This is a genomic window from Shivajiella indica, from assembly GCF_042683085.1.
GTDB lineage: Bacteria > Bacteroidota > Bacteroidia > Cytophagales > Cyclobacteriaceae > Shivajiella > Shivajiella indica.
On the sequence record NZ_JBHUIV010000020.1, the window covers coordinates 419,089 to 441,141 of the forward strand.

Annotated in this window: 20 protein-coding genes; 2 read left to right on the forward strand and 18 right to left on the reverse strand. The window is 38.8% G+C overall.

Features of this window, described 5'->3' with window-relative positions; all coding sequences use genetic code 11:
* Window positions 1-32: 32 nt before the first annotated feature.
* The 8 genes from ACFSKV_RS15995 to ACFSKV_RS16030 form a co-directional block, all read right to left on the reverse strand.
* Window positions 33-1,220 (reverse strand): alpha-glycosidase, encoded by a 1,188-nt coding sequence (locus tag ACFSKV_RS15995; protein WP_380804923.1) that lies wholly within the window; start codon window positions 1,218-1,220, stop codon window positions 33-35.
* A gap of 358 nt (window positions 1,221-1,578) precedes the next feature.
* Window positions 1,579-1,971: a DUF302 domain-containing protein gene (locus tag ACFSKV_RS16000; protein WP_380804926.1), complete on the reverse strand. Its 393-nt coding sequence runs from the start codon at window positions 1,969-1,971 to the stop codon at window positions 1,579-1,581.
* Window positions 1,972-2,069: 98 nt separating this feature from the next.
* Window positions 2,070-3,671 carry a PQQ-dependent sugar dehydrogenase gene (locus tag ACFSKV_RS16005; RefSeq protein ID WP_380804928.1) on the reverse strand — a complete coding sequence of 534 codons (1,602 nt, stop codon included), beginning with the start codon at window positions 3,669-3,671 and terminating at the stop codon, window positions 2,070-2,072.
* A gap of 171 nt (window positions 3,672-3,842) precedes the next feature.
* On the reverse strand, window positions 3,843-4,094 hold the full coding sequence (locus ACFSKV_RS16010) for a hypothetical protein (RefSeq protein ID WP_380804931.1): 252 nt from the start codon (window positions 4,092-4,094) through the stop codon (window positions 3,843-3,845).
* A 574-nt stretch (window positions 4,095-4,668) separates the two neighbouring features.
* On the reverse strand, window positions 4,669-5,217 hold the full coding sequence (locus tag ACFSKV_RS16015; protein WP_380804934.1) for a DUF4287 domain-containing protein: 549 nt from the start codon (window positions 5,215-5,217) through the stop codon (window positions 4,669-4,671).
* A 28-nt stretch (window positions 5,218-5,245) separates the two neighbouring features.
* Window positions 5,246-5,464, reverse strand: coding sequence for a hypothetical protein (locus ACFSKV_RS16020; protein WP_380804937.1), 219 nt, complete (start codon window positions 5,462-5,464; stop codon window positions 5,246-5,248).
* Between the two features lie 219 nt (window positions 5,465-5,683).
* Entirely contained in the window at window positions 5,684-6,379 is a 696-nt protein-coding gene (locus ACFSKV_RS16025) for an HAD family hydrolase (protein WP_380804939.1), read from the reverse strand.
* A gap of 36 nt (window positions 6,380-6,415) precedes the next feature.
* Entirely contained in the window at window positions 6,416-7,030 is a 615-nt protein-coding gene (locus ACFSKV_RS16030; protein ID WP_380804942.1) for a TetR/AcrR family transcriptional regulator, read from the reverse strand.
* A 171-nt stretch (window positions 7,031-7,201) separates the two neighbouring features.
* Here ACFSKV_RS16030 and ACFSKV_RS16035 point away from each other — a divergent pair, with 171 nt between their 5' ends.
* Complete coding sequence (locus ACFSKV_RS16035) at window positions 7,202-8,323, forward strand: Gfo/Idh/MocA family protein (RefSeq protein WP_380804945.1); 1,122 nt, start codon at window positions 7,202-7,204, stop codon at window positions 8,321-8,323.
* Window positions 8,324-8,565: 242 nt separating this feature from the next.
* On the opposite strand, the gene ACFSKV_RS16040 is transcribed toward ACFSKV_RS16035, so the two are convergent.
* The 9 genes from ACFSKV_RS16040 to ACFSKV_RS16080 form a co-directional block, all read right to left on the reverse strand.
* The gene (locus ACFSKV_RS16040; protein WP_380804947.1) at window positions 8,566-9,105 is read right to left on the reverse strand and encodes a macro domain-containing protein; all 540 of its coding nucleotides are present in this window, start codon (window positions 9,103-9,105) and stop codon (window positions 8,566-8,568) included.
* Window positions 9,102-9,491, reverse strand: a complete 390-nt coding sequence (locus ACFSKV_RS16045; protein ID WP_380804949.1) for a nuclear transport factor 2 family protein — start codon at window positions 9,489-9,491, stop codon at window positions 9,102-9,104. The genes ACFSKV_RS16040 and ACFSKV_RS16045 overlap by 4 nt, the downstream gene beginning before the upstream one ends.
* Before the next feature lie 111 nt (window positions 9,492-9,602).
* A complete protein-coding gene (locus ACFSKV_RS16050; RefSeq protein ID WP_380804952.1) occupies window positions 9,603-10,208 on the reverse strand; it encodes a hypothetical protein in 606 nt (201 codons plus the stop codon).
* A gap of 213 nt (window positions 10,209-10,421) precedes the next feature.
* Window positions 10,422-11,075, reverse strand: a complete 654-nt coding sequence (locus ACFSKV_RS16055; protein ID WP_380804955.1) for a hypothetical protein — start codon at window positions 11,073-11,075, stop codon at window positions 10,422-10,424.
* A 165-nt stretch (window positions 11,076-11,240) separates the two neighbouring features.
* Entirely contained in the window at window positions 11,241-12,422 is a 1,182-nt protein-coding gene (locus tag ACFSKV_RS16060) for a TolC family protein (protein WP_380804957.1), read from the reverse strand.
* Complete coding sequence (locus ACFSKV_RS16065) at window positions 12,419-15,508, reverse strand: efflux RND transporter permease subunit (protein WP_380804959.1); 3,090 nt, start codon at window positions 15,506-15,508, stop codon at window positions 12,419-12,421. The genes ACFSKV_RS16060 and ACFSKV_RS16065 overlap by 4 nt, the downstream gene beginning before the upstream one ends.
* 66 nt (window positions 15,509-15,574) lie before the next feature.
* Window positions 15,575-17,071: an efflux RND transporter periplasmic adaptor subunit gene (locus ACFSKV_RS16070; protein WP_380804961.1), complete on the reverse strand. Its 1,497-nt coding sequence runs from the start codon at window positions 17,069-17,071 to the stop codon at window positions 15,575-15,577.
* A gap of 147 nt (window positions 17,072-17,218) precedes the next feature.
* The gene (locus ACFSKV_RS16075; RefSeq protein WP_380804963.1) at window positions 17,219-17,617 is read right to left on the reverse strand and encodes a hypothetical protein; all 399 of its coding nucleotides are present in this window, start codon (window positions 17,615-17,617) and stop codon (window positions 17,219-17,221) included.
* Between the two features lie 276 nt (window positions 17,618-17,893).
* On the reverse strand, window positions 17,894-18,610 hold the full coding sequence (locus ACFSKV_RS16080; RefSeq protein ID WP_380804965.1) for a hypothetical protein: 717 nt from the start codon (window positions 18,608-18,610) through the stop codon (window positions 17,894-17,896).
* A gap of 149 nt (window positions 18,611-18,759) precedes the next feature.
* Between ACFSKV_RS16080 and ACFSKV_RS16085 the strand changes: the two genes are divergently transcribed.
* Window positions 18,760-21,321 (forward strand): TonB-dependent receptor plug domain-containing protein, encoded by a 2,562-nt coding sequence (locus ACFSKV_RS16085; RefSeq protein WP_380804968.1) that lies wholly within the window; start codon window positions 18,760-18,762, stop codon window positions 21,319-21,321.
* Window positions 21,322-21,466: 145 nt separating this feature from the next.
* Here ACFSKV_RS16085 and ACFSKV_RS16090 read toward each other — a convergent pair whose 3' ends face one another.
* Window positions 21,467-22,027 (reverse strand): YdeI/OmpD-associated family protein, encoded by a 561-nt coding sequence (locus tag ACFSKV_RS16090; protein WP_380804970.1) that lies wholly within the window; start codon window positions 22,025-22,027, stop codon window positions 21,467-21,469.
* Window positions 22,028-22,053 lie beyond the last annotated feature (26 nt).

The window sequence follows — 22,053 nt, forward strand, 5'->3', positions numbered from 1 at the left end:
GTTTAATTATTAATGTTGTTTTCTGGATATCCTTATATTGGGTTTTTGTCTATATTACTCCACCTGGAATTTTCATTAATCAGGATTTGCTCCACTCTTTGGGTAAAATCCTCTATCACATTTCGAAAAGTAATATAAAATTGGATGGCATTGTTTTTTTCAGATTCGACATTGTTATCTGCATATAGCTCATCAAAAAGTCCCTGATCCTGTAAATAGTACCAGGTTTTGAGTATGTTTTGATCCTGGGTTTGATAAACTTTTTCTTTTAAATCATTCAGTAAGCCGAATATTTCATTTTGGAATACATTCAAAATATTGGTGTCCATGTTTTGTGATAGATTTTCCTCTAATCCAGGATTGAAAAAGCTGAAGGAGTCATTTTTTAACATCATTTCAGATGGGGTGGAAAAGCCAATTCCCATTTCTTTGGCTTTCCTTGGCAACTTTTTTATAAAATCCAAAACATGTAGGTCTTTGGGATTTTCCGGAATGAGGTTGGCATATTCCAGCACCAGACATACCACATCATCTTCATCAGGAAGATTTTTAACCCAGCTTAGAAACAAATCTATATCAATGGCTTGTTGTTTTTTATCCCTATTTAAGGGAAATGTGAAATTTTTGAATGGTCTTTGCTCAGCAAATAATACTTTTATTGGAATCGAATTCAGGATTTGATAATGGTATTTTGATGAACTGGAAAGTACCTTATTGAATTTTATCATAACCTTTAATCCAAGCTCAGGTAAGATGGAAGAAAAAAATTGTGTTGGATATCCCGAAATATTCAAAAAAGCTTGGGGCAACTGGCCAAAAATATTCCAAACTTTCTGTTTTTGTATTTTGATTTGTTCTTTGAATTCATCCAGGTATTTTTTGGATAAAATGGAATGTGAATAGGTTTCTGAAAGAAATTCAACATAGCCCAATTCATTCATTTTTTTCAGATCCCTGACCATTTCCGATGCTGCATGTTCCAATAAATCCAAGGTAGTTCCAGAAAAAGAAAAGCTGATTTTAAAAGGGTACTGGTTTTCTTGAAATATTTTCATCAAAACCTGGTTTACCGGATTAAATTTCATCGTCACAAGGTTTTGGATCAGTTCACGGTTGGTCGCCTCATTGAAATAGGCGCTGCTATTTCCAATATCATAAAACCTGTAATTTTTCAAAGAAATGGGTTGATGGGTGTGTAATACCAAACAAATTGATTTCACGGTCATTAGATTTTAATTATTATTCTGCGAAGATGTACTGTATTATCCGGCATAGGAATATGCCAGAACCATTCAGCATTCCTGTTGGTGGTTTATTTTCCGGTGAAAAAATGAAGGTTGGTTTTTGTAGCTAACTTGTATCGAATATAACGAAAAAAAACCATTTTTCTTATGGTTACATCTATGAATCAATTCATAAAAGTTTAAATATTTTAAAGGTATATTTCTTTCCAAAAATTCTTAAAAAAAAAGCGGACAGGAATTATCTCTGGCCACTTTCTGAAGTAATAGATAAGGTATTCCCCTTTTAAAAGTAGGATCAACCTTGAAATAAAGACCTTTCAAGGATTCAGGATTTTTATTCAACCATGCCTACAACTTTAGCTAGTTTTTCACTGACAGCTGTCGCCAAAGGTTTGATATCTACATTTCCCACTCCTGCCATAGCCGTAATCGGCTCTATGGCTGAAATTTCAATTTTTCCAGATTCCAGTTCACGTAAACTTACATTGCAGGGAAGCAAGGCGCTCATATGGGGATCTACGGATAAGACCTTATCGGCAAATACCGGATTACAGGCTCCCAAGATCACAAAAGGTCTATAATCCTTATCCAATTTTTTCTTCATGGTAGCCTTGATGTCAATTTCGGTCAATACGCCGAAACCTTCTGTTTTCAAGGCTTCCACAACTTTTTCTTTTAACTGATCAAAATCCTGTTTTTCGACTGTTTTTGAGATATGGTATGCCATATGTTTATTGATTTTATGTGATTTAAAATTAAAATTTTTAAATCACTTATACTGTGATCTAGGTTACCCAGCTATTTATTTTGTTAATGATTGCAGCTTTACCTTTTTAAACCCTTCCTTTCTTCATACACCTCACCTGCAATGATGGCAGATGATTTATTTCCCAAGTCATTTCTGATGAAAGTAAGCAAATCAGCAATTTCTTTATCAGAAAGGTGGTCATAGGCAGGCATTTCCTGGTTGTATTTTTTCCCATTGACCGTGATCTCCCCTGAAAGACCCAAAAGTAAGATCCGGATCAATCTTCCTTTGTCTCCGGTGACCCAATCCGTTTGGGATAGGGGAGGTATCAAATCGTCTGAACCTTTTCCTTCAGGCCCGTGGCAGGTAAGGCAATGCTGGGTATATAATTTTGCACCTGTCTCGAGTTCAGCACTGACTTCATATGCCCAATTTTCATCCAATAAACGCATGGGTTCAGCTTCTTCTTCATAAACTGGCAATGCAGGATCTGGATTGTCGCCGGTGTCCATAACCCTTATCCTGATAATTCTATCCGGACCTTCAGGCAATACCTCATACAACCAAGGTTGGAATCTTGGATGCCAATCCCTATTGCTGGTACAAAAAAATATATCCCCATTAGGCGCCACGGAGATGTCTCTTATCCTTCCAAAATGTTTTTGAAGAAAAATGGCCTCTTTTTCCACCTTTTTTCCATCCTCTGCCAATGTCAATACCCTGATGGATTGGCCCTTCATAGTAGCTATCAACAGGCTGTTGGTCCATTCCGGGATTTTGGAACTTCCATAATATGCCACTCCTGCGGAGGCTAGGGTAGGTGTCCAGGCAATCAGCGGTTCTTCTATTTTAGTCCGCGTTGCATAATCTTTTTCTTTTTCCAGATTGGCAAATCCCTGCACATCGGGCCAACCATAATTCCCTTCCATGAAAACCAAGTTGACCTCATCGTCATTTAAAGGACCATGGTCAGTGGCATATAAGAATCCATTATTTCCAAAAGTTAACCCTTGGGTGTTTCGAAAACCCATGGCCCAAACAGGATTGGCAGTAAATGGATTATCCGGTGGAATACTTCCGTCAAGATTGATCCTGAGAATTTTTCCTCCAAGGAAATCTTTATCTTGAGATAGATTTACTTTTCCGACATCCCCCAAGGAAAAAAATAATCTATCATCCTCGGAAATGATAATTCTTGACCCATTGTGAAAAGTGGCTCCCGGAAGACTGTCCAATAATATTTTGGGATTTGTTAAAGTGTTTCCATTGAATTCATAACGGACTAGCCGGGATTGGATTTCTTCCTCCTGTCCAGCTTTGGGAATGGCAAAAGTATAATGTAGGAAAATCCATGATTCTTTAGGATAATAAGCCATTCCTAATAATCCGTAGGACTTTTTTGCAATCAGATCCGGAACTTTAAAAATTTCATTTTGCTCTCCGGTCTTCAGATCCAATAAATGGAGGGAACCTTTGACCTGGGTAAACCAAAGTTGATTTTCATTTCCTGCATCAATATCCCAAGGAACTTCCAAATCAGTTGCCACTTCTGAAATTTCGAGCAGGGAATTGTTAAGCTTAATGTATCCGATAACAGGAAAAGAGACATCTAAAGCCTTTTGTTTACTACAGGAAAAAAAGAGGAAACACAGAAAGAAAATAAAACTAGCATACTTCATTTCATGAAATTTTGATTGTTTTAAACTATGAGTAAAATTAATTTTCCTTCATATTCAACCTTAGCCATGGTCTAATGGATTTGATTTTATGGGAATAAACTTCAAAATATTCTAAATAATACATTTAATCATTGAAAATAAAAAATCCCATTCCTCCCGGATCTCTGATGATTACATTATCAACCTCTTCTTCTTTATTAAAATAAGTGATTTCTTCTTTAGATTTTCAATCTCTATGCTCCAATCCTTACTGAACAGTTTAAGACCTGCGCGGGATGTACGGTTTGGGCTAATCTCGATGATTGCCCTACCATCGGAGAATAGATTAGGATTCTCCCCTAATGGTGTAAAGCCAAGTATATTGTAAAATATCTGCGACTGCTTTAAGTCCGGGGTAGGAGTGAGGATGATAGATTTCTTCATTTTTTTGGTCGGTAAATAATTTATTTTTGTTATATATATTGTATAAAATATAATTGTAAACAAATATTAATATATAGAATAATTTCAATTTAATAAAGTTTTTCTAATTGGGATTTGGTGTATATCCTTCTTTATGATATTTGAATGGAATATTTTTAGACATTATTCTATATTAAATTGTAATAAATTATATTGCTAACAAATATTTTTTATTTATTGAATTGTAAATTGAGATGGCACCTACTCCTTCCAAAAACAAACCTTTTGGATCCATCCATCCGCCACCTTAATTTCCGAACCCAATAAAAACTGGTCTCGTTGCAATAAGGGCAATTTGTTCATGGGAGTCCACAGGCATATAATTCCGGCTCAATGGTCATACATATTTGACATAATTGCCTCCCAATCATCCGGGCTTCTTATTAATCCTTTGTTGACAAATCCAATAATTCCTTTCGTTAGATAAGGGCAAGGTTGAAAATCAGGACAAGCATTAATGCAATTCAAAAAGTTGTCATGGCTCAATGGTTTAAGCCAATTTAGTCCATTTTATTTCTGATTGATAAGTGTTGGGTTAACCGGCGTTCTGATAAGCTAATTTTAGCCAGTTTATTACTTCCTCATCTATATCACTCAGTGCAGAAAGGTTAATTTTATGTGAACACATGGCATTGCCACTAGGAATTAATTTGCCTTGAGGTTCCTGACCTTTTAAGTTAATTCCGATTTCAAAACGTGTTTTAGTGATGGGATGGAGTAGGGCAAATTGTTTTTTCCTTCGGATACTTACATTGGCATTTTTAGGAGCTATTTCTATATCATCTCCAAATCTTGAGATTTCATAGATGAGATGGTCATAGAGGGGTCTGAAATGTTCCTTTCCTTGATATTGTTTATCAATCAATTGGCTACTGTCCTCTGCAGAACCTGCGTCACTGGCCAGACTTTTCAAGGCAATAAGGTTAGCAAAGCCATGTGTAAGCCCATGATCTTCCTTTAAAAATTTCATGATCTGGCCATGTTTTTGAAAGGATTTAGCTTTAACAAGCTCAATCCACTCCTCGAGCGTTTTACCTGTGTTTTTTTGGAGGTTTTCCAACATGGTTCGGGTGGATGTATCCATTGTAATTCAAAAGACAAGTTGATTTTTTTTATTCAAAATCATTTCCTGATCTTTTTTGGATCAGCATTGCCCTTAAAGCAATGAATCGGGCTGTTCTGTAAGTTAAACCCTCATTTTCTGTAAGGTATTTGATTATTTTTTCCTGGTTATCAAGGTTTAGAATATTGATCATGGAAAGCCAATCATCTAGTGTTAATCCTGTGTTTTTATAAAGGATTTCCACTATGGAGGATTCATTTTCGTCCATAGAAATTGAAAGCTAAGAAGTTTTTCGGTCCAAATTGTTGATGTTCAGAAAGTTAATTAAAAAATGCATAGAAATGCATTATTGCTGCAAAAAATTGTGGTTTGAATCCCTTCCATCTGCTTTTTTTACAATTAATTCGGTATTTCCAAAAATTTGATTGGATGAAATAACTTGACATTGAATGATGGCATTTCTAAAAAATCAATCGAATTCATTTATTCAAGTGGCTTCAAGAATATTAATGACTTTTTTGATATTGTCTACCTGATGAAAATCCGGATGCTGGATCGTATGACTGACTTCTTCATGGATCCATGTGATATGAAATGGTACATGAATGGCGGTTCCCCCTAATTCCAAAACAGGTAATACATCTGATTTGATGGAATTTCCAATCATCAAAAAGTTTTCCGGTTTGCAGTCCAGGTGTTTCAATAATTTCTGATAATCACTGACCTTTTTATCACTCATGATTTCAATGTGATGGAAATGTTTGGCCAAGCCTGATTTATTAAGTTTGCGCTCCTGATCCACCAAATCCCCCTTGGTTGCCATAACCATTCTGTAATTTCCGTTCAAACGAACCAGTACCTCTTCTACACCTTCCAAAAGATTGACCGGTTTTTCCAACATTTCCCTGCCTATGAGTAATGCTCTTTCTACTAATTTGATGTCTGCCGTATTTTCTGAAACTCTTAGAATCGTCTCAATCATACTGAGCATAAAACCCTTTACGCCATAGCCATATAGACTCAGATTTTGGATTTCAGTCTTAAAAAGTTCTTTTTCTACGGTATGATGGGGCAGGAAATCCTCCAACAAGGAACAGAATTTTTCTTCGGCTTCCCTAAAAAAGGGCTCATTCACCCAAAGGGTATCGTCTGCATCAAATGCTATAACTTTGATTTTTTTCATTTTCCTTCAAAAAAAACTGGAACACGTGAGATCAATCTATCTGTCCAACATCAAAGTAAAAGCCTGATAGCTATTCATGACTATACTGTCAACTTCATTGACCTTAATCCTATTGGTTCTTTTCCTGATTTTTAATGATACTAAGCCATGAAGGGTAGCCAATATCATGTAGCTCAAAGGTTCTGCGCTCAATCCCCGAAAATATCCTTTCATGATGGCCTCCCGGACAGTGAGTTTGAGCAGGTTAAATATCGATTCGCCTTCTTCCCAACCTTCTACTTCTTCACTGACCATGTGTTCGACCGGTGCCTTGAGCATAAACATCAGGTCGTAGATTTTTGGATTTTCAAGGGCGAATTGAACGTATTGTTTTCCCATGGCTTTCAAACGGCCCATTGGGTCTGCTATGGCCGTTACAGATTCCATTTTTTTCTTAAGGGTATTGAATCCTTCTGTATGTAGGGTATGGAATATTTCGTTTTTATCTTTAAAATAATGATAAATTATACCAGGGCTGTACTCTATACTTTCTGCAATATTTCTAATAGAGGTCTTTTCAAATCCCTGTTTGAAAAATAGTTCTCTTGCAGCGTTTAAGATCAATTCCTTAAGCTGCTCTTTTTCCCTAAGTTTTCTTTCGCTAATCCCCATGGTATAAACTTAAACAATCGAATATTATTAAACAATGTTCAATTAAGCAAGGAAATTAATATTTATTCCCAAAAAAATAGATGAGCGGTCTGTCCTTACAATATAATTTTTTTAAATTTCAGGAAGTGAATTTATTAACATTTCTCATCCTAATTCAACCAAAATAGCCTTATGAACTCAAGAAGAGATTTCCTTCAAAAAATCACAGCGACCGCCTTTTCTATTCCATTGGTGGCAGGAATTTCCCCCAAAAGTTTTTCAAGTACTTCTTTACCCCAGGAAAATGATAAAGTCCTCCGCGTGGCCCTTATGGGTTTAGGAAGTTACGCCAATAGGGTTGCTGATGCCATGAAGGATTGTAAAAGAGCCAAAATAACCGGAGTTATCAGTGGTACGCCATCGAAGATAAAAGTTTGGCAGGCGAGGTTCAATATCCCGGATAAAAACTGCTACAATTATGAGAACTTTGATGCGATAAAAAATAATCCTGATATAGATGCAGTCTATATTATAACCCCCAATGCCTTACATCATCCTCAATGCCTGAGAGTGGCCGCGGCAGGAAAACATGTTATTTGTGAAAAACCCATGTCCATCAATGCAAAGGAAGGAAGGGAAATGGTGGAAGCCTGTAAAAAGGCCGGCGTTCATTTATTGATAGGTTATAGAATGCATTTCGAGGCCAATACAAAAGAAATTGTCAGGATGCGCAGTGAAGGGGAATTGGGCAAAATCATGTTCTTCCAGGGATTGAGCGGCTTCATTATTGGTGATCCAAGTCAATGGAGACTAAATAGGGAACTTGCAGGAGGTGGTGCCATGATGGATATAGGTATATATTCCATCAACGGTTCCAGGTATATGGTAGGAGAGGATCCTATTTGGGTTACTGCCCAGGAAACCAAAACTGATCCTGTGAAATTTAAAGAAGGCGTGGATGAGACCATACAGTTTCAAATGGGCTTCCCCAGTGGGGCAGTCGCATCCTGTCTTTCCACTTACAGCATGAATTATCTGGATAAGTTTTACCTCAATGGGAAAAAAGGTTTTGCTGAAATGCAGCCCTCAACGGGATATGGACCCATAAAAAGCTGGACCCATAAGGGGAGGCTGGATCTTCCCCATGTAACCCATCAAACAACCCAGATGGATGAAATGGCAGGCATTATCCTTGACGGGAAGGTTCCAATGATACCGGTAGACGGAGAAGAAGGATGGAAGGATATGGTCATTATTGATGCCATCTTTGAAGCTGTGAAGACAGGTAGAAAAGTAGAGATTAAGTATGTGTAATCAGGTAAAATGAGGGAAAAGGTTAAAGAGCCAAGGCAAAAGGGGGGTAATGTAGAATGAGGAATGATGAATTAGGAATGGTTTTTCAGGGTTGTCGGGTTGTCATAGTTGTCATGGTTGGAGCTTCGTAAATTTAGGGATTTTATTCAGTATGGGGTCGACTTGTGCCAGATGTACAATCCATTGTTAGCTTAATAGCGATAACCATTCCCATCCTCACTCCTTGTATTAAAAAAAAAGCATCAATCCCTAAAGACCTGTTGGAATGCCATGAGGTGTTCTTTCAGGTCTTTTTCGCTGAATAGAACCATTCGGATAGTCCTGATATGTTGGAGTTTATTGGCTTCTTTAGCAAATGTCCTGAATGCAATATTGGCTGCTTCGGCAATCGGGTAGCCAAAAATACCTGTAGAGATAGCAGGAAAAGCAATGGATTTAAGACCCTTTTCCTCTGCAATTTTAAGGGCATTGCGATAACAGTTTGCGAGAAGTTTGGCTTCCTGCTTGTCCTGACCATAGATCGGCCCCAAACAATGAATGACAAAAGGATTAGGCAATCCATGTCCGGATGTGATGACCGCTTCCCCGGTTTGGATAGGGGCCAATGGTTTGCATTCTTCATATAAGCCTGGCCCTGCTTTAAGGTGTATGACACCTGCCACCCCGCCCCCCGGAGCCAATTGGGTATTGGCAGCATTGACAACAGCATCCATGTCTGATTGGGAAGTAATGTCTCCTTGGATGCATTCAATGGTTACTGGACCTACTTTCACACTCATCATGCAATATCTTTCAAGTGGATGATTTTATTTTCTTTGGAAAACTTGAAAATAGACTTCCCCCTCAATTGGATCTGATCTCCTTTCTTTAATCCATTGGGGAAATCCATTGCCAAAACGGCCCTATAGTTAAGTTCAACGACGGTTTGGTCTTTCTCATGCACAAGTGTTTCGATACTTTGATTTCTACTGGAAAAATAGGATAAGGACTGTTCCGCCTGTTGTCTAAATGCCTCGATTCCTTTAAGGCTCATAGTAACTTGTCCGTCGGATATGTTTTCGAAGAGGATGTTGGTGTCCATATCCTTAATCATTCCATGTACATCAAAAGCATTGTAGGCATTGATGTAATTTCTGATGACAAGTTCACGGGTATTGTAGTCAAACATAATTTATAAACTTTTAATAACACGTCAAAGATTTACCAAAGTTCCAATTCGTAAACCTGCCCTAAGGTCAGGCGGGTGCCAATTCCCAAATCTTAAATCCGAAATCCGACCTCACTTCACCTCCAACCAATCATTATAGAACAAGGCTATTTCTTCAGGTTTGGTAAGTTCTTTGCTATTGATTTTTTCCAGGAGTTCCGGGCAATCTTCAAAGTATTCGGAAAGCTGATTCATCTTTAAACCAAATATTCCCTGAGTTACCCTTACAAAATAATCTTCATCCCTTCTTTTGAATAGGTCTACCACATCTATGGTGGACGATTCCTGATCTAGGAATTCCCATTGGTAATAGGTTAAAAATCCTATTTCCCTCACCTTCAGAAAATATTTTTTTCCTATGTTCTCCCGGCTAATATATTCCATTTTGAAAAGACGTGAGTTCAACAGGATCCAATGGCTTTCAAAATGTTCATCCCCCTTAACATATCCATGGATCTTTTTGGGGCTGTATTTTTTGACGAAAGGGGAACTGCTTTTAAACCGGATTTTTTTATAAATCTTCGCAAAGGGAGGTCCTTTTCTATCTTTGACCATTCCGGGAATGGTGTCAAATGCCTTGGTGAGGACATAACCTTTTTCATAGCCTTTCTGTGCCTTTAGCTCATAGAGACCGGAAAAAATAAGGAGTAAGGAAATAAAAAGAATAGGTTTTGGCATGGAGAGGTAATGGGTTACATGCTAATGCGGTGGTTTACTTTTTGAATTTACAAAAAAAGCGTTAAATAGCTTAAGTCTTTAAACTTGTCTGCAATTGGCTGACTTGCCCAAATCAGGCTGGGTTCTATTGATCAGGCTCTTGTATCACTACTAATCACTGATGCCTCTAACCGTCAACTTGTATATCTAATACAGAAAACCTGAACCAAATTATCAATTTCTCCTCTGTAATAAGAAGTATAAAACAAAACCAATCAAACCCAACACCAGACAAGAAGCCATTTGAATGAGGAGGTCAAACCCTAAAGCATATAGGGAAAAGATCAGGATAAATAGAGCAAGACCAAGGATTTCCCAAAAGGTATTTCCAATAATCTGTAGGGTTTGGGGAGCAGTTAGATTTTCGATGGAATAGGGTAAAAAAAGAAATTGCCACTTTTCAATATCCCATAAAAGCAGAAAACATACAGCCAACAGCATCAAACCTGTGACTATGGGCGTTCCTGTAAAACCATAGGATACAGTAATGACAAAAATGTTTAAGATAATCCCAAAAAACATGGCCGCCCCCAAACTTGCAAAACGTTGGGTCATCAATAATCCTCCGGCAATTATCTGTGACCAACCTATAAAATTCCAATAGAGCCCGGATTCCGCCATGACCCTGAAAAACAGTTGGATAGGCTCCAATTCCTGGATGGGTTTGTTGGCAGCAAGTGCCAAAGGAATGGGAGTGGAGGATAATTTACCCATTCCTACTGCTGCCATCACAAACGCTCCTCCAATAAGATAGCGGAGGTAAATTGTAAAAATCTGGAGGACCTTAAATTTTCTAAAGTAGCTTACCAAACTGATCAGGTTCTTCATTTCATTGAGTCTTTAACACTTTGCATAGTAGATTTTTTTCAAGCCTCCCCATGCAATAAATAGGAATAAAGGAAAAATTCCATTAAATCCTTTACCAATTCCAAACCATTATTTTCAACAAACTTCAATATAACTTTTCTAGATTTTACTTTTCCCTATAAAATTCTACAACCTAAACCTCAACAACTCCGCCTTCACCTGATGATAATCATTTTCGGTCTGCAGATAATTGGTATAGGCCATATAGAAGTAATTGGATTCCAGGAAATATTCTATAGTAGAAATATGGCCAAGTTCTAAGGCTTTGTCCAGATATGCAATACTGCTGATATTTTCCAATACATTGCGATAATCCTGTAAAGTAGCGGACAGTTTCTCGTATCTTTCGTATAATTGTCTCAGTTCAAAATACCGTGTATTTTGATAATCCGTCCATTGTAATACCGCAAAACTTAATTCAGCTTCTTTTTGACGGACTTTGTATTTGTTTTCCCAAAGTGGAATACTTGCCCCTACCCTGAAGCCTTGAAAAGTTTGCCCCAAGAGTGTCTGATACCGATATCCAGTCGAAATCTTGGGCAAGGCCATAGCTTTCATGAGCTCTACTTGTTTTTTTGAAGTTTCATTTTCCAATTCATAATACTTCCAAAGTGGATCTGTTAATTTGAATTCTGCAAACAAAGCCTCAAATTCCGGAAGACCAGATTCCTCAGGAAAATCTGTCGTAACCAGTTCAATATCCAACCCTCCATTTAGAGATTTTAGATTTTGTTGTAATTGGTTAATTCCAGCCAGATTCAGTTGGTATTCCTTATTGATTTCAATCAGTTGAAGTTTGGCCTTGTTGACATCCAGGATATTACCATCTCCGGTTTCCAATTTCTTTTCAAAATCTATCAATAATTTTTCAGTTGCTGCTTGTCTGCTTGAAATCTGTTTTTGAAGCTTGTTTCTGAATACCAATTCAATATAGTTTTTTTGGGCTTGCAGCAATATTTCCTGTCTAGAGGCCATCAATGCTAAATCGGCTTGGCCAACTAATCCTTCGGAAAGCTTTTTTCTTTTCCCGTATGCCGTAGGAAAATCAAAGCTTTGGTTGATCCAGATATCGGTTAAACTACCTGCCCCAGAAGGAGAGCCTATCATATAGTCGTATTCAAAATTGGGATTGTAAAGTGGAAGATCCACTTTGAATTCCAGTTTTTGGGCCTCCAAATTTTGCTTTTGGGCCTGAATAGTTTTGTTGTTCCTTTCGATTTGTTCCAAAACGCTTGACTGGTCTGATTGGGCAATGAGAGGAAAGAGGGCCGAGCAGGTCAATAAAAGAGTGATGATATATTTTTTCATGATTGCCTGGTTTTGGAATGACTGATGAAATAAACCATGGGTACGATGATCAAATTGAGTAGGGTAGAGGTGGTCAATCCACCTAAGATAACCTTGGCCATAGGGCTTTGGATTTCATTACCCGGAAGGTCACCTGACATGGCCAAGGGAATTAGTGCCAGAGCCGCGGTTATGGCTGTCATCAGGATCGGACTTAACCTATCCTTGGAACCCTGAATGATGGTGTCGAAGAGGTTCATTCCCTGCTCTCTTAGCAACTCGTAATGGGAAACCAACAAAATTCCATTTCTCGTTGCGATACCAAAGAGAGTAATGAAACCGATAATTGCTGGAATACTCAGGATACCCGAGGTGAAATAGATGCTAAAGATGCCCCCGATCAAGGCCAAAGGCAGGTTAAGCATGATAATGGAGGCCAGTTTAACATTTTTAAATTCCTGAAACAGTAATAAAAAAATCACCAGTAGTGAAAAAAAGGAAGCCAACAAAAGGGTGGAACTGGCTTCTTCTTCCGCCTCAAACTGACCTCCCAGTTCTATGTGATAACCTTCAGGAAGCTTTATTTTTTCATTGATCCTGGCTCTGATTTCATCCACTACACTTTTTTGGTCTCTACCGGTAACATTCGCAGATACTACTGTTTTCCGCTGTACATTTTCGCGATTGATAGTATTTGGCCCACTGCTACTAGCTATATCCGCAACATAATGAATAGGGATTTTTTCTCCTGAATCAGTATCGATCAGAGTATTGAGGACATGGTCCATCTTCCCCCGGTTGTCTTCATCAAATCGAACAATCAGATCAAAGGAGCGGTTGCCTTCATAGATTTCGGAAACTTTTTCTCCTGCTAGACCAACATCCACCATTTGGTTGAATTGGGCTATGGTAATACCATATTGGCTGAGAAGTTCCCTATTGGCTTTCAACTGGAACTGGGGGATTTCTATCTGAGGCTCCACTGCCAGGTCTACCAATCCTTCAATGTCTTCGATTTCATGTTTGATCTGATTGGAAAGGTTGAACATCCTGTTCAAGTCTGTACCGAAAATTTTGATTGCAATATTGGCCCGTGTTCCTGATAGCATATGGTCTATTCTATGGGATATGGGTTGGCCAATACTGATATTGGCTTCTTTGATATGGGATAATTTTTGTCGGACATCTGCTAAAAATTCTGCCCTATCCCTTTCTTCAAGATGGAAGGGTATTTCAATTTCAGAAGAATTGACACCTTGGGCATGTTCATCCAATTCAGCCCTTCCTGTTCTCCGTGTGGTGGAAATGACTTCGGGAATATCCAAAAGTGCTTCTTCAATCCTTGTACCTATCTTATTGCTTTCTTCCAGGGACAAACCTGGACGTGCTACCGCAGCAATGGTCATGGCACCTTCGTTAAATTCAGGTAGAAAACTTCTTCCCAATTGGGTAAAGACAAGGACAGCGATTCCAAACATTACTAAAGTCGAGCCGATAAATATTTTTTTGATGCCCATGGCTTTTTCCAGGAAAATGCCATAAAAATGCTGCAATTTATCCACCAGCCAACTTTCCCTTTCCTGCTTCATCAATCGTTTTTCGTTGGTAAGTAAAAAGCTGCAAAGCACCGGCGTTAAGGTAATGGCAATGATCAGGGATGCAAAAAGTGCCACAATAAAGGCAATGCCCAGAGGTGCCAATAACCGGCCCTCCATTCCTGATAGAAAAAAGAGGGGTAAAAATGCCACAATGATGATAAATGTGGCGTTGATGATGGAATGACGGATTTCAAAAGAAGCATCAAATATCACAGTCAATTGATTCCTTTTTTTCTCAAGAGGAAGTTTGGCGTTTTCCTTTAACCTTTTGAAGACATTTTCAACATCAATGATGGCGTCATCAACAAGATCCCCAATGGCAATGGCCATTCCCCCTAAACTCATGGTGTTGATGGTGAATCCCAACCATTTTAAAGTTAGAATAGCCACAATAAGGGAAATAGGGATGGCCAAGAGGGAGATGACTGTGGCTCTCCAATTCATTAGGAAAAGGAAAAGTACAATTACTACAAAGGCAGAACCTTCTAAGAGGACTTTTTGGATATTACTGATTGAGGCATTGATGAAATCTGCTTGCCGGAAAACTTTAGTGTTTACGTGAATGTCTTCAGGTAGCGTCTTTTTAAGTTCATCCAGTGCATTGTCAATTTTTTCGGTCAGTTCCAAAGTATTGACATCTGGCTGTTTGGATACAGAGAGAACAACTGCTGCTTTGGCATTGGCTGAAGCATCCCCGATTTTTGGAGCTGCACCTATTTTAACTTCTGCTACATCTTCTATACGTATAATCTGATCACCGATTTTTCTGATGATAGCGCGACCGATTTCATGTACATCATTGGTTCTCCCAATGCCTTTGATGATATATTCATTACCGAATTCGTTCATGAATCCACCCGAAGAATTTCCATTTGAAGCAGCGGCTGCATTGAAAAGTTCTTCCAGGGAAACATTATGGTATTGCATTCTTTGAGGGTTTGCCAAGACTTGATATTGTTTGAAATCCCCTCCATAGACAATGACCTGTGCTACACCTCCTGTAGCCAATAATCTCGGGCGGATAATCCAGTCCGAAATTGTCCTGAGTTCCATCATGGAGGTACTGTCCGCATAGAGAGCCACAAACATAATTTCTCCCATAATGGAAGATTGCGGGGCCATGGTTGGGGTTCCTACCCCTATGGGAAGACGGTCTGTGATGGTGGATATTTTTTCATTCACGATCTGTCTGGCCTTATAGATATCTGTATCCCATTCGAACTCTATCCAAACAACAGAAAAACCACCCGAAGAGGCTGACCTAACACGGCGTACATTGGTCGCTCCATTGACGGCGGTTTCAATAGGAAAACTCACCAGCCTTTCCACTTCCTCTGGTGCCATTCCATGGGCTTCAGTAAGGATGACTACTGTAGGTGCCGTCAGATCAGGGAATACATCTACTTCCATGTTGAAGGCCACATAACTGCCAAAGAAAGTAAGCAAGACAAATCCCACAATGACCAAAAGCCTGTTATTTAGGGAGAAATGTAGTATTTTATTGAGCATGATGTTGTGTCATTAATGGTTGATAATCAGTTAATTGATTCTTCTGACTTCTAAGTCCATTTAAATTTAATGGCTATGTCCATGCTCGGGTATAGCACCCGTTGAAGTGGCTAATTTGATAGCATAAGCTCCTTTTGTTACCACCCTTTCTCCTTCTTTAAGGCCAGAAAGGACCTGTACTTTAGCACCATCATTTCCCCCCAATGTTACTTCCTGCTTGAGGAAAGTCTCTCCTCCGGTCTGAATAAATACATAATGATGTCCCAATTCTTCCATCAAAGCTTCTTCAGGAATAACCAAGGCATCTGTAATGAGAGCTGATTTGAGGAAAACTTCTGTGACTGCACCCGGAATAAGGTTGCCGACATTGTCTATTTCAAAAGTGATAGGTACAAAGGTGCTGTTGGATGCAGAGCTCCTCCCATAAGAAACTATTTTCCCGTTCATTGCTTCTGTATCATAAATCTTTTCGTCACCGGCCATCCTGAAATTTGCTGCGGTAATCAATGGGAGTTGATTATAGTATTTTTGAGAAACCTGAGCCTGCAAAAGCAACCTTTTATTTTTGCTAATCTGAGCCAAAGGTGCCCCGGTTTCAACATATTGACCTTCCCGTACCATAATGTTTTTTACAAATCCACTGATCGGAGAGGTAATAATCTGTCCTGCACTGGAAAAGTTTTTGGAGATTACCTGGTAAGAATTGGATGCAGTCTCAAAATTAGATTTAGCCTGTAAGAAATCTTTTTCTGAAATGATTTGATCTTTCACCAACGCTTCAGCCCTTTCGAAATCTGCTTTTGCCTGTTCATATTTTACTTTCGCATCCTTATAAAGGATTTCTGGATTACCTTGAGTTAGACCACTTCCACTAATAGTAAAAAGTTGATCACCAGAATTGACAGCTGTCCCAATAATGGATTTATTACCGGTGAAAAGGACTGTTCCGCTGGATTTAGCGTTTAATATGGTCTCATCACCTGGAGCAGAAAGGATTTTTCCGCTTGTTTTTAAAACTTCCCTGAAAGGTTCTTTTTGGACTTGTGCATTGGCAAAATCAATACGCCAGGCCTGGCTTTTCAGATAGCTGATTTCATCCCCGTTGCCTGATTGACTTAAGGCCCTTACTGCAGTTGTCAGATTTGGGTAAACTTTGATGTTTTCGAAGGTTATTTTTTCGGTAAAACCAGAGGTTTTAATTTCAAGTTTGATAGTGCCCACCCCCTCCGAATCGGGTGTCAAATCCAGTTCAAAAATGCCAGGAGAATCAGGTCTGGTACTTGAACTTCGGTAATTTTGACCATGGAGAAAAAGACTGAGGTCTATTTCCCCTTCTAATAGTGGTATAAAATTATCGCCTAACTGGGTGATATGCACCATGATGGTGGACATCCTGCTTTTCACCAATGGCTCAAAGTCGATAAAGACTTCAAGTCTGTCAGTATAACTGGTCAAAGCTTCTGTCGGAATACTCGATTCCTGATCATGGCTATGCTCTTGCGGGTTCTGGCATCCTACCAAACCAAGCAAAAACCAGGTCAAAAGGAATTTTGCCTGTTTCATATATTGTTTAATTAAAATGATAACTGGGAAAAATGATTAGTTTATGATTTATTCTTACAGGAATCAGCCATAGAATCAAAGGTATGAATGGCCTCAGTCATTTTGATTGAATTTACAGGTGAAATCCTTAAGAAATTAAAGAATAAATCAGACAAAAGAAGGAGGTGCCCTCAGGCCTGAGGAGAAGATTTTATGTGGAGGATGAAGATCTTCAGAATGGGGAGGAAAATTAAGTTTTAAAAAAATGAAAGCAGTTTTATATTGAATACTTTCAGGTAAAACAGCGGATATGGATAAACTCTGTTTCTTGACAGGTTCGTCAATTTGTATACAATAAATGCCCTCCATTCCTTTTTCGGAATGGGGCACCAAAGAAAATATGGATTCCAACATGCCATAAGGGTGCTCATGGTGATGGTGGAAACACTGGTGGGATTTGATAAAAAGGCTTTCAAATGGGTCCTGGTGATGGTGCGGAATAAGATTATGCCCCAGCATCATGGTCTGGGCCAAAAATAAAAACCATATGGCTAGGTTCCGCTTCATCTTAACATGATAAAGTTAAACTATTTTTCTTTTGAAAAAAGTGACTTTGATCATGTTGGCGCAATTCTTTAAAAAATATGTGGATCCGTTATTTCAATGCTAAACAAATACTGGTACCAAGTACCATCCGCCACAGCGGACAAGATGTACTAAGTACCATGTATCGGGTGCCGAATAGGATACTTGGTAGTTTGTAATTTAGCTTTGTAATTTAGCTTTGTAATTTGGCCTTTGAAATTTGATATTTGGTCTTTGGATTTTGTAATTTGTAATTTTTCAATCCTCCCATTCATATCCCCAGGGCGATGACCTGTAAAATCTTCCTTTAACTATGGCATCTTTCACCTGAATGTGTTTTCCGTTCAGACCTTGGAGTACGGCATCGAAAATCAAGGTAGCTTCAACCGAGTCGCTTCCTTCTCCAAAATCAGGAAAATATTCCACTTCTGTAATGATAACAGCTGACCCGGTCTGGGCCACACTTCTACTGGAATATAATTCCCCATCCTCCCAAAATTCAATGATGAAATTTCCAAAATCTTCATTATCTGAAGCAAAGCCATATTGGCCTGGTTGAAATAAATAAAAAAAGGATTCTCTTGTACTAAAATCATGACAAGAAAAGATCCCCATCACATTCAAGTATCTTTTGAATACACTGAACTCAGGATTTGAAATATCATATTCCTGCAAACTAATAGCTGGTCCCAAAAAAGGATTTTCATTCATTTCATACCCCAATCCACAGTTGCCGGTTCCTGTACCTGCAATCTGGACCGGATAAATATCTTCTAAACAAACTGCCTCTTGTCTGTTGGGATTCCTGAATCCGGAAGGAACCGGATTGCCGGAAAAGTAATTCAGAATAAAGGAGCCAAAATACCCGGTGGTTGGTTCACAGGAAAGCACTACTTCAGTTGAGTTATCGTCCTCACAGGAGGAAAAAACAAACATCAGAACTAAAGAAACCAAATGTAAATATTGGTTTTTCATAGCGTGGGGATAAAATAAAATTTGGGAAGAATCAGTAATAAAAACAAGAACGATAATATCTACTAAAAAGTTATTTTTTATTTGTTTTTATAAATATTTAATGGAATAACCTATATTATACCTGTTTAAAAATAAAATTCCTGAACCATATGCTTCGGTTTTTAATTATTTTTTTCAATTTTTTTTCATTTGCTTTATTTCTGGAAGCAAGGGAAGTGGATAGTGTTAAAATCCAGCAACAAAAACTTTTTAATGAAGGACTTATCCTTTCCCTCCCCCAAGCAATTCAAGGCCAGATTCCAGGTTTATTAGTGTCAAGACCCGGGTCCAACCCTAATGGAAATTACGACATGATATATAGGGGTTACCATACATTTAAAAGCAGGATGCAACCCCTTTTAATGATAGATGGTATGCCAGGTTTATCTTGGCATTTGGTAGATCCCTATCTGATCGATTCCATTGGTGTAAGAAGAGGAAGTCAATTGGCGCAAATGGGTTTACAGGCTGCGGCCGGAGTTTTTGATGCCTCGGTTTCAAAACCTTTGAATTCCGGATTATCCCTGTCATTTCTTCAGAACATCAGCATGGAAAATTACCAAAGGGCATACAATAACCTATCTGCTAAGGAATTCCGTACCCAAGCCCCTCCGGGAACATTATTTGGTGAAAGTGATACTGATTGGTTGGAGGCCCTGACAAGAACCGCCTGGTCTACAAATACAGGCCTTAAATTGGGTTATCAATCGGGAAACTTAACTGCCAGGACCATATTAAGTCACAGAAAAGTGGAGAGCATACAGCGGCAGGCCGGTTTTAGACAACTCAGTTTATTCGGTGCCCTGGATTACTCCTTTTTGAATGGCAAAATCAATGCTGGAGCGTCCACCTTGCTGGTTTCCAGAAATTCGGAACTTGGAAATACAGATTTTTTCCAGGCAGCAGTCGCTATGAACCCCACCCTGGGATTGGAAGATCCTACCAATTATTTCAATAGATATGGGGGAAATCCCAAAGTGAGGATGAAAACCGATGAAAACAGTCTCAGTGCCAACATGAATATGGTTCAGGGTTATGTGACTGTCAACCCACTTCCTCATTGGACCGTCAAAGGAAGAATTGGCTATTTGGAAACAAATAAAAACCAATTCCAGCTTAATGGGATTCTAAGTTCAAGCAATGATGCCGGCACACTTGAAAGAAATAGAATCAGAGAAGATGACAGGACGTTTTTGGAACTAACTTCGGATTATTTGATCCAAATCCAAGATTTCACCTTAAATCCTGGAATGAGGTTCACTTCACAAAAGATCTCTTATGACAAAACAGGTTCTGCCCTCATCAGGTCCTGGCAGTCTGGAAATACTGTGATTGAGGAGCAAACGCTTCCTCACGACTTTGGGAAATATACTTTGAATGCTATGGGTTTCTTTATCCATAGCGATTGGAAAGAAAAACTGTATTTTGACTTTCTGCTTCAACCGGAAGGCGCTGCAAATCTTGGAGAAAACGCAGGATGGGGGAATTTTTTTGGTTGGGATCTCAAATACCGCTTAAATCCCCGATTCCTGTTATTTACCTCATATTCCCATACAGGAATGATTCCTGATAGAACCGGACTGAGTAAAACCATCCTTCAGATTGAACCATTTGTAAATTTCACCCATTTCGCCAATCCGGATATGAAGTGGGAAGATACTTTCCAATGGGAAATAGGAGGGACTGGTAACTTTTTGAGGGATAAAATTTATGCGGAGTTTCGGTTATTTATTTCCCAGTCATCAGATTTTATTAATCTGATGCAGGGCTATGATTGGGATTATACTGACTGGAATGCCTATTACCCCTTTACTTATCAAAATTTTGGAGCCATAAGGAATCAGGGAACTGAATGGATACTGAAATTGAATCCGGTCAACTTAGGAAAATTATCTTATCAAAGCAGTATCAATGCCACATTCATACAATCCGAATGGACAGATTTAGAAGCTGAATTCGTCAGTTTGGAAGGAAATGACACTGGCGTATCCAGGGGAATAGGTGGAAATCCGCTTTATCAGTACAGTACTATCCGAACAGGAGAGTCAATTGGTACAGCAAGAGCATTGGAATATTTGGGAATTGACCGGACCACAGGTCAATGGATTTTACAACAAAGTAATAATCCGCAGGATTGGCGATCGGATTATGTAACCCAGGGCAAAACAATTCCCAGGTGGTGGATGGGATGGAATCATCAGCTTCAATGGAAAAAGTGGCATTTGGATGCCTTTTTCAGGGGGGTATTTGGTCATATCAACGCCAATGAAACCAATTTGATGTATGGAGGAGTAAATTTCTCCAATCAAAATGTCCTGAGGTCCTACCAAAATTTGCAAGACCAAGGATTGAAGGAATTTAATAGATTTAGCAGTTATTTCATCGAAAATTCGGGATTCCTTTCACTACATTATCTTACTATTTCCAGGGATTTAGATTTTTTGATCAGGAATAAAAAAATAAGCAGTACCCTTTCATTGATCGCCAACAATCTTTTTTATATTACTTCCTATTCAGCTCCTGACCCTGAGGCCAGATTGAGCACCCGCCCTGTTTGGCAAATGGATGAGCACATTGATTATACGGACAATTATTTTTCCTCTGGAATTGACGGGGCCTCCACATGGTTGCCATCCCGTGCTTTTACAGTTTCTTTTCAGTTAAGGTTTTAAAAAATCAGGTGTAGAAGGAAGATTTCTACTTACCGAGGTACCATGTACCATGTACCAAGTACAAAGTATGGAACCGGAATCTTTGGTAATTGGTAATTGGGAATTGGTAATTTGTAATTTGGCCCTTGGATTTTGGAATTTTAAATCACTTCTTATACTTATCATTCAGCCCAACCCCTTCCAAAACCATGGGTTTGATTTTTTCCAATCTTTCTAGCCGGGTCTGTTCTCTTTTGGCGCTACTGATATATTCCGCATATTCCTTCTGCTTACCCGGCGTAAGTTTTTCAAACGCTTTATTCAAAGCCGGATCAGTTGTTAAGGCTTTTTCTAAAAATTCCGGCATTTCAAACTGGCCAGGGTCGGATTGAACCAGCTTTACACCTGCTTTTTCATTTTCAATGGCTTCTTTTATATAAGCCAAAACTGTTTGGCTGTCAATTTCTTCCAAGGAATTGAACCTCCATTGCCTCAAAGCTTTGGTCTTACCTTCTTGGGCATTGATAAAAACATCCTTGGGGTCTTTCATAAAAACCCCATTGTAAAACCAGATTCCGACATAACTTTTGAAAGGTGCTATGCCCAATACATTTTTTCCATTATAGGTGTAAACATCAATACCCCATTTGATACTGTGTTCCAATTCTGTTTGTTCTACCAAAGTTTTCAATAGGGCGATTTCTTTGGTCCATTGTTCGTTTTTCATAGGCCAGGGTATTGTATTTTCCAAAT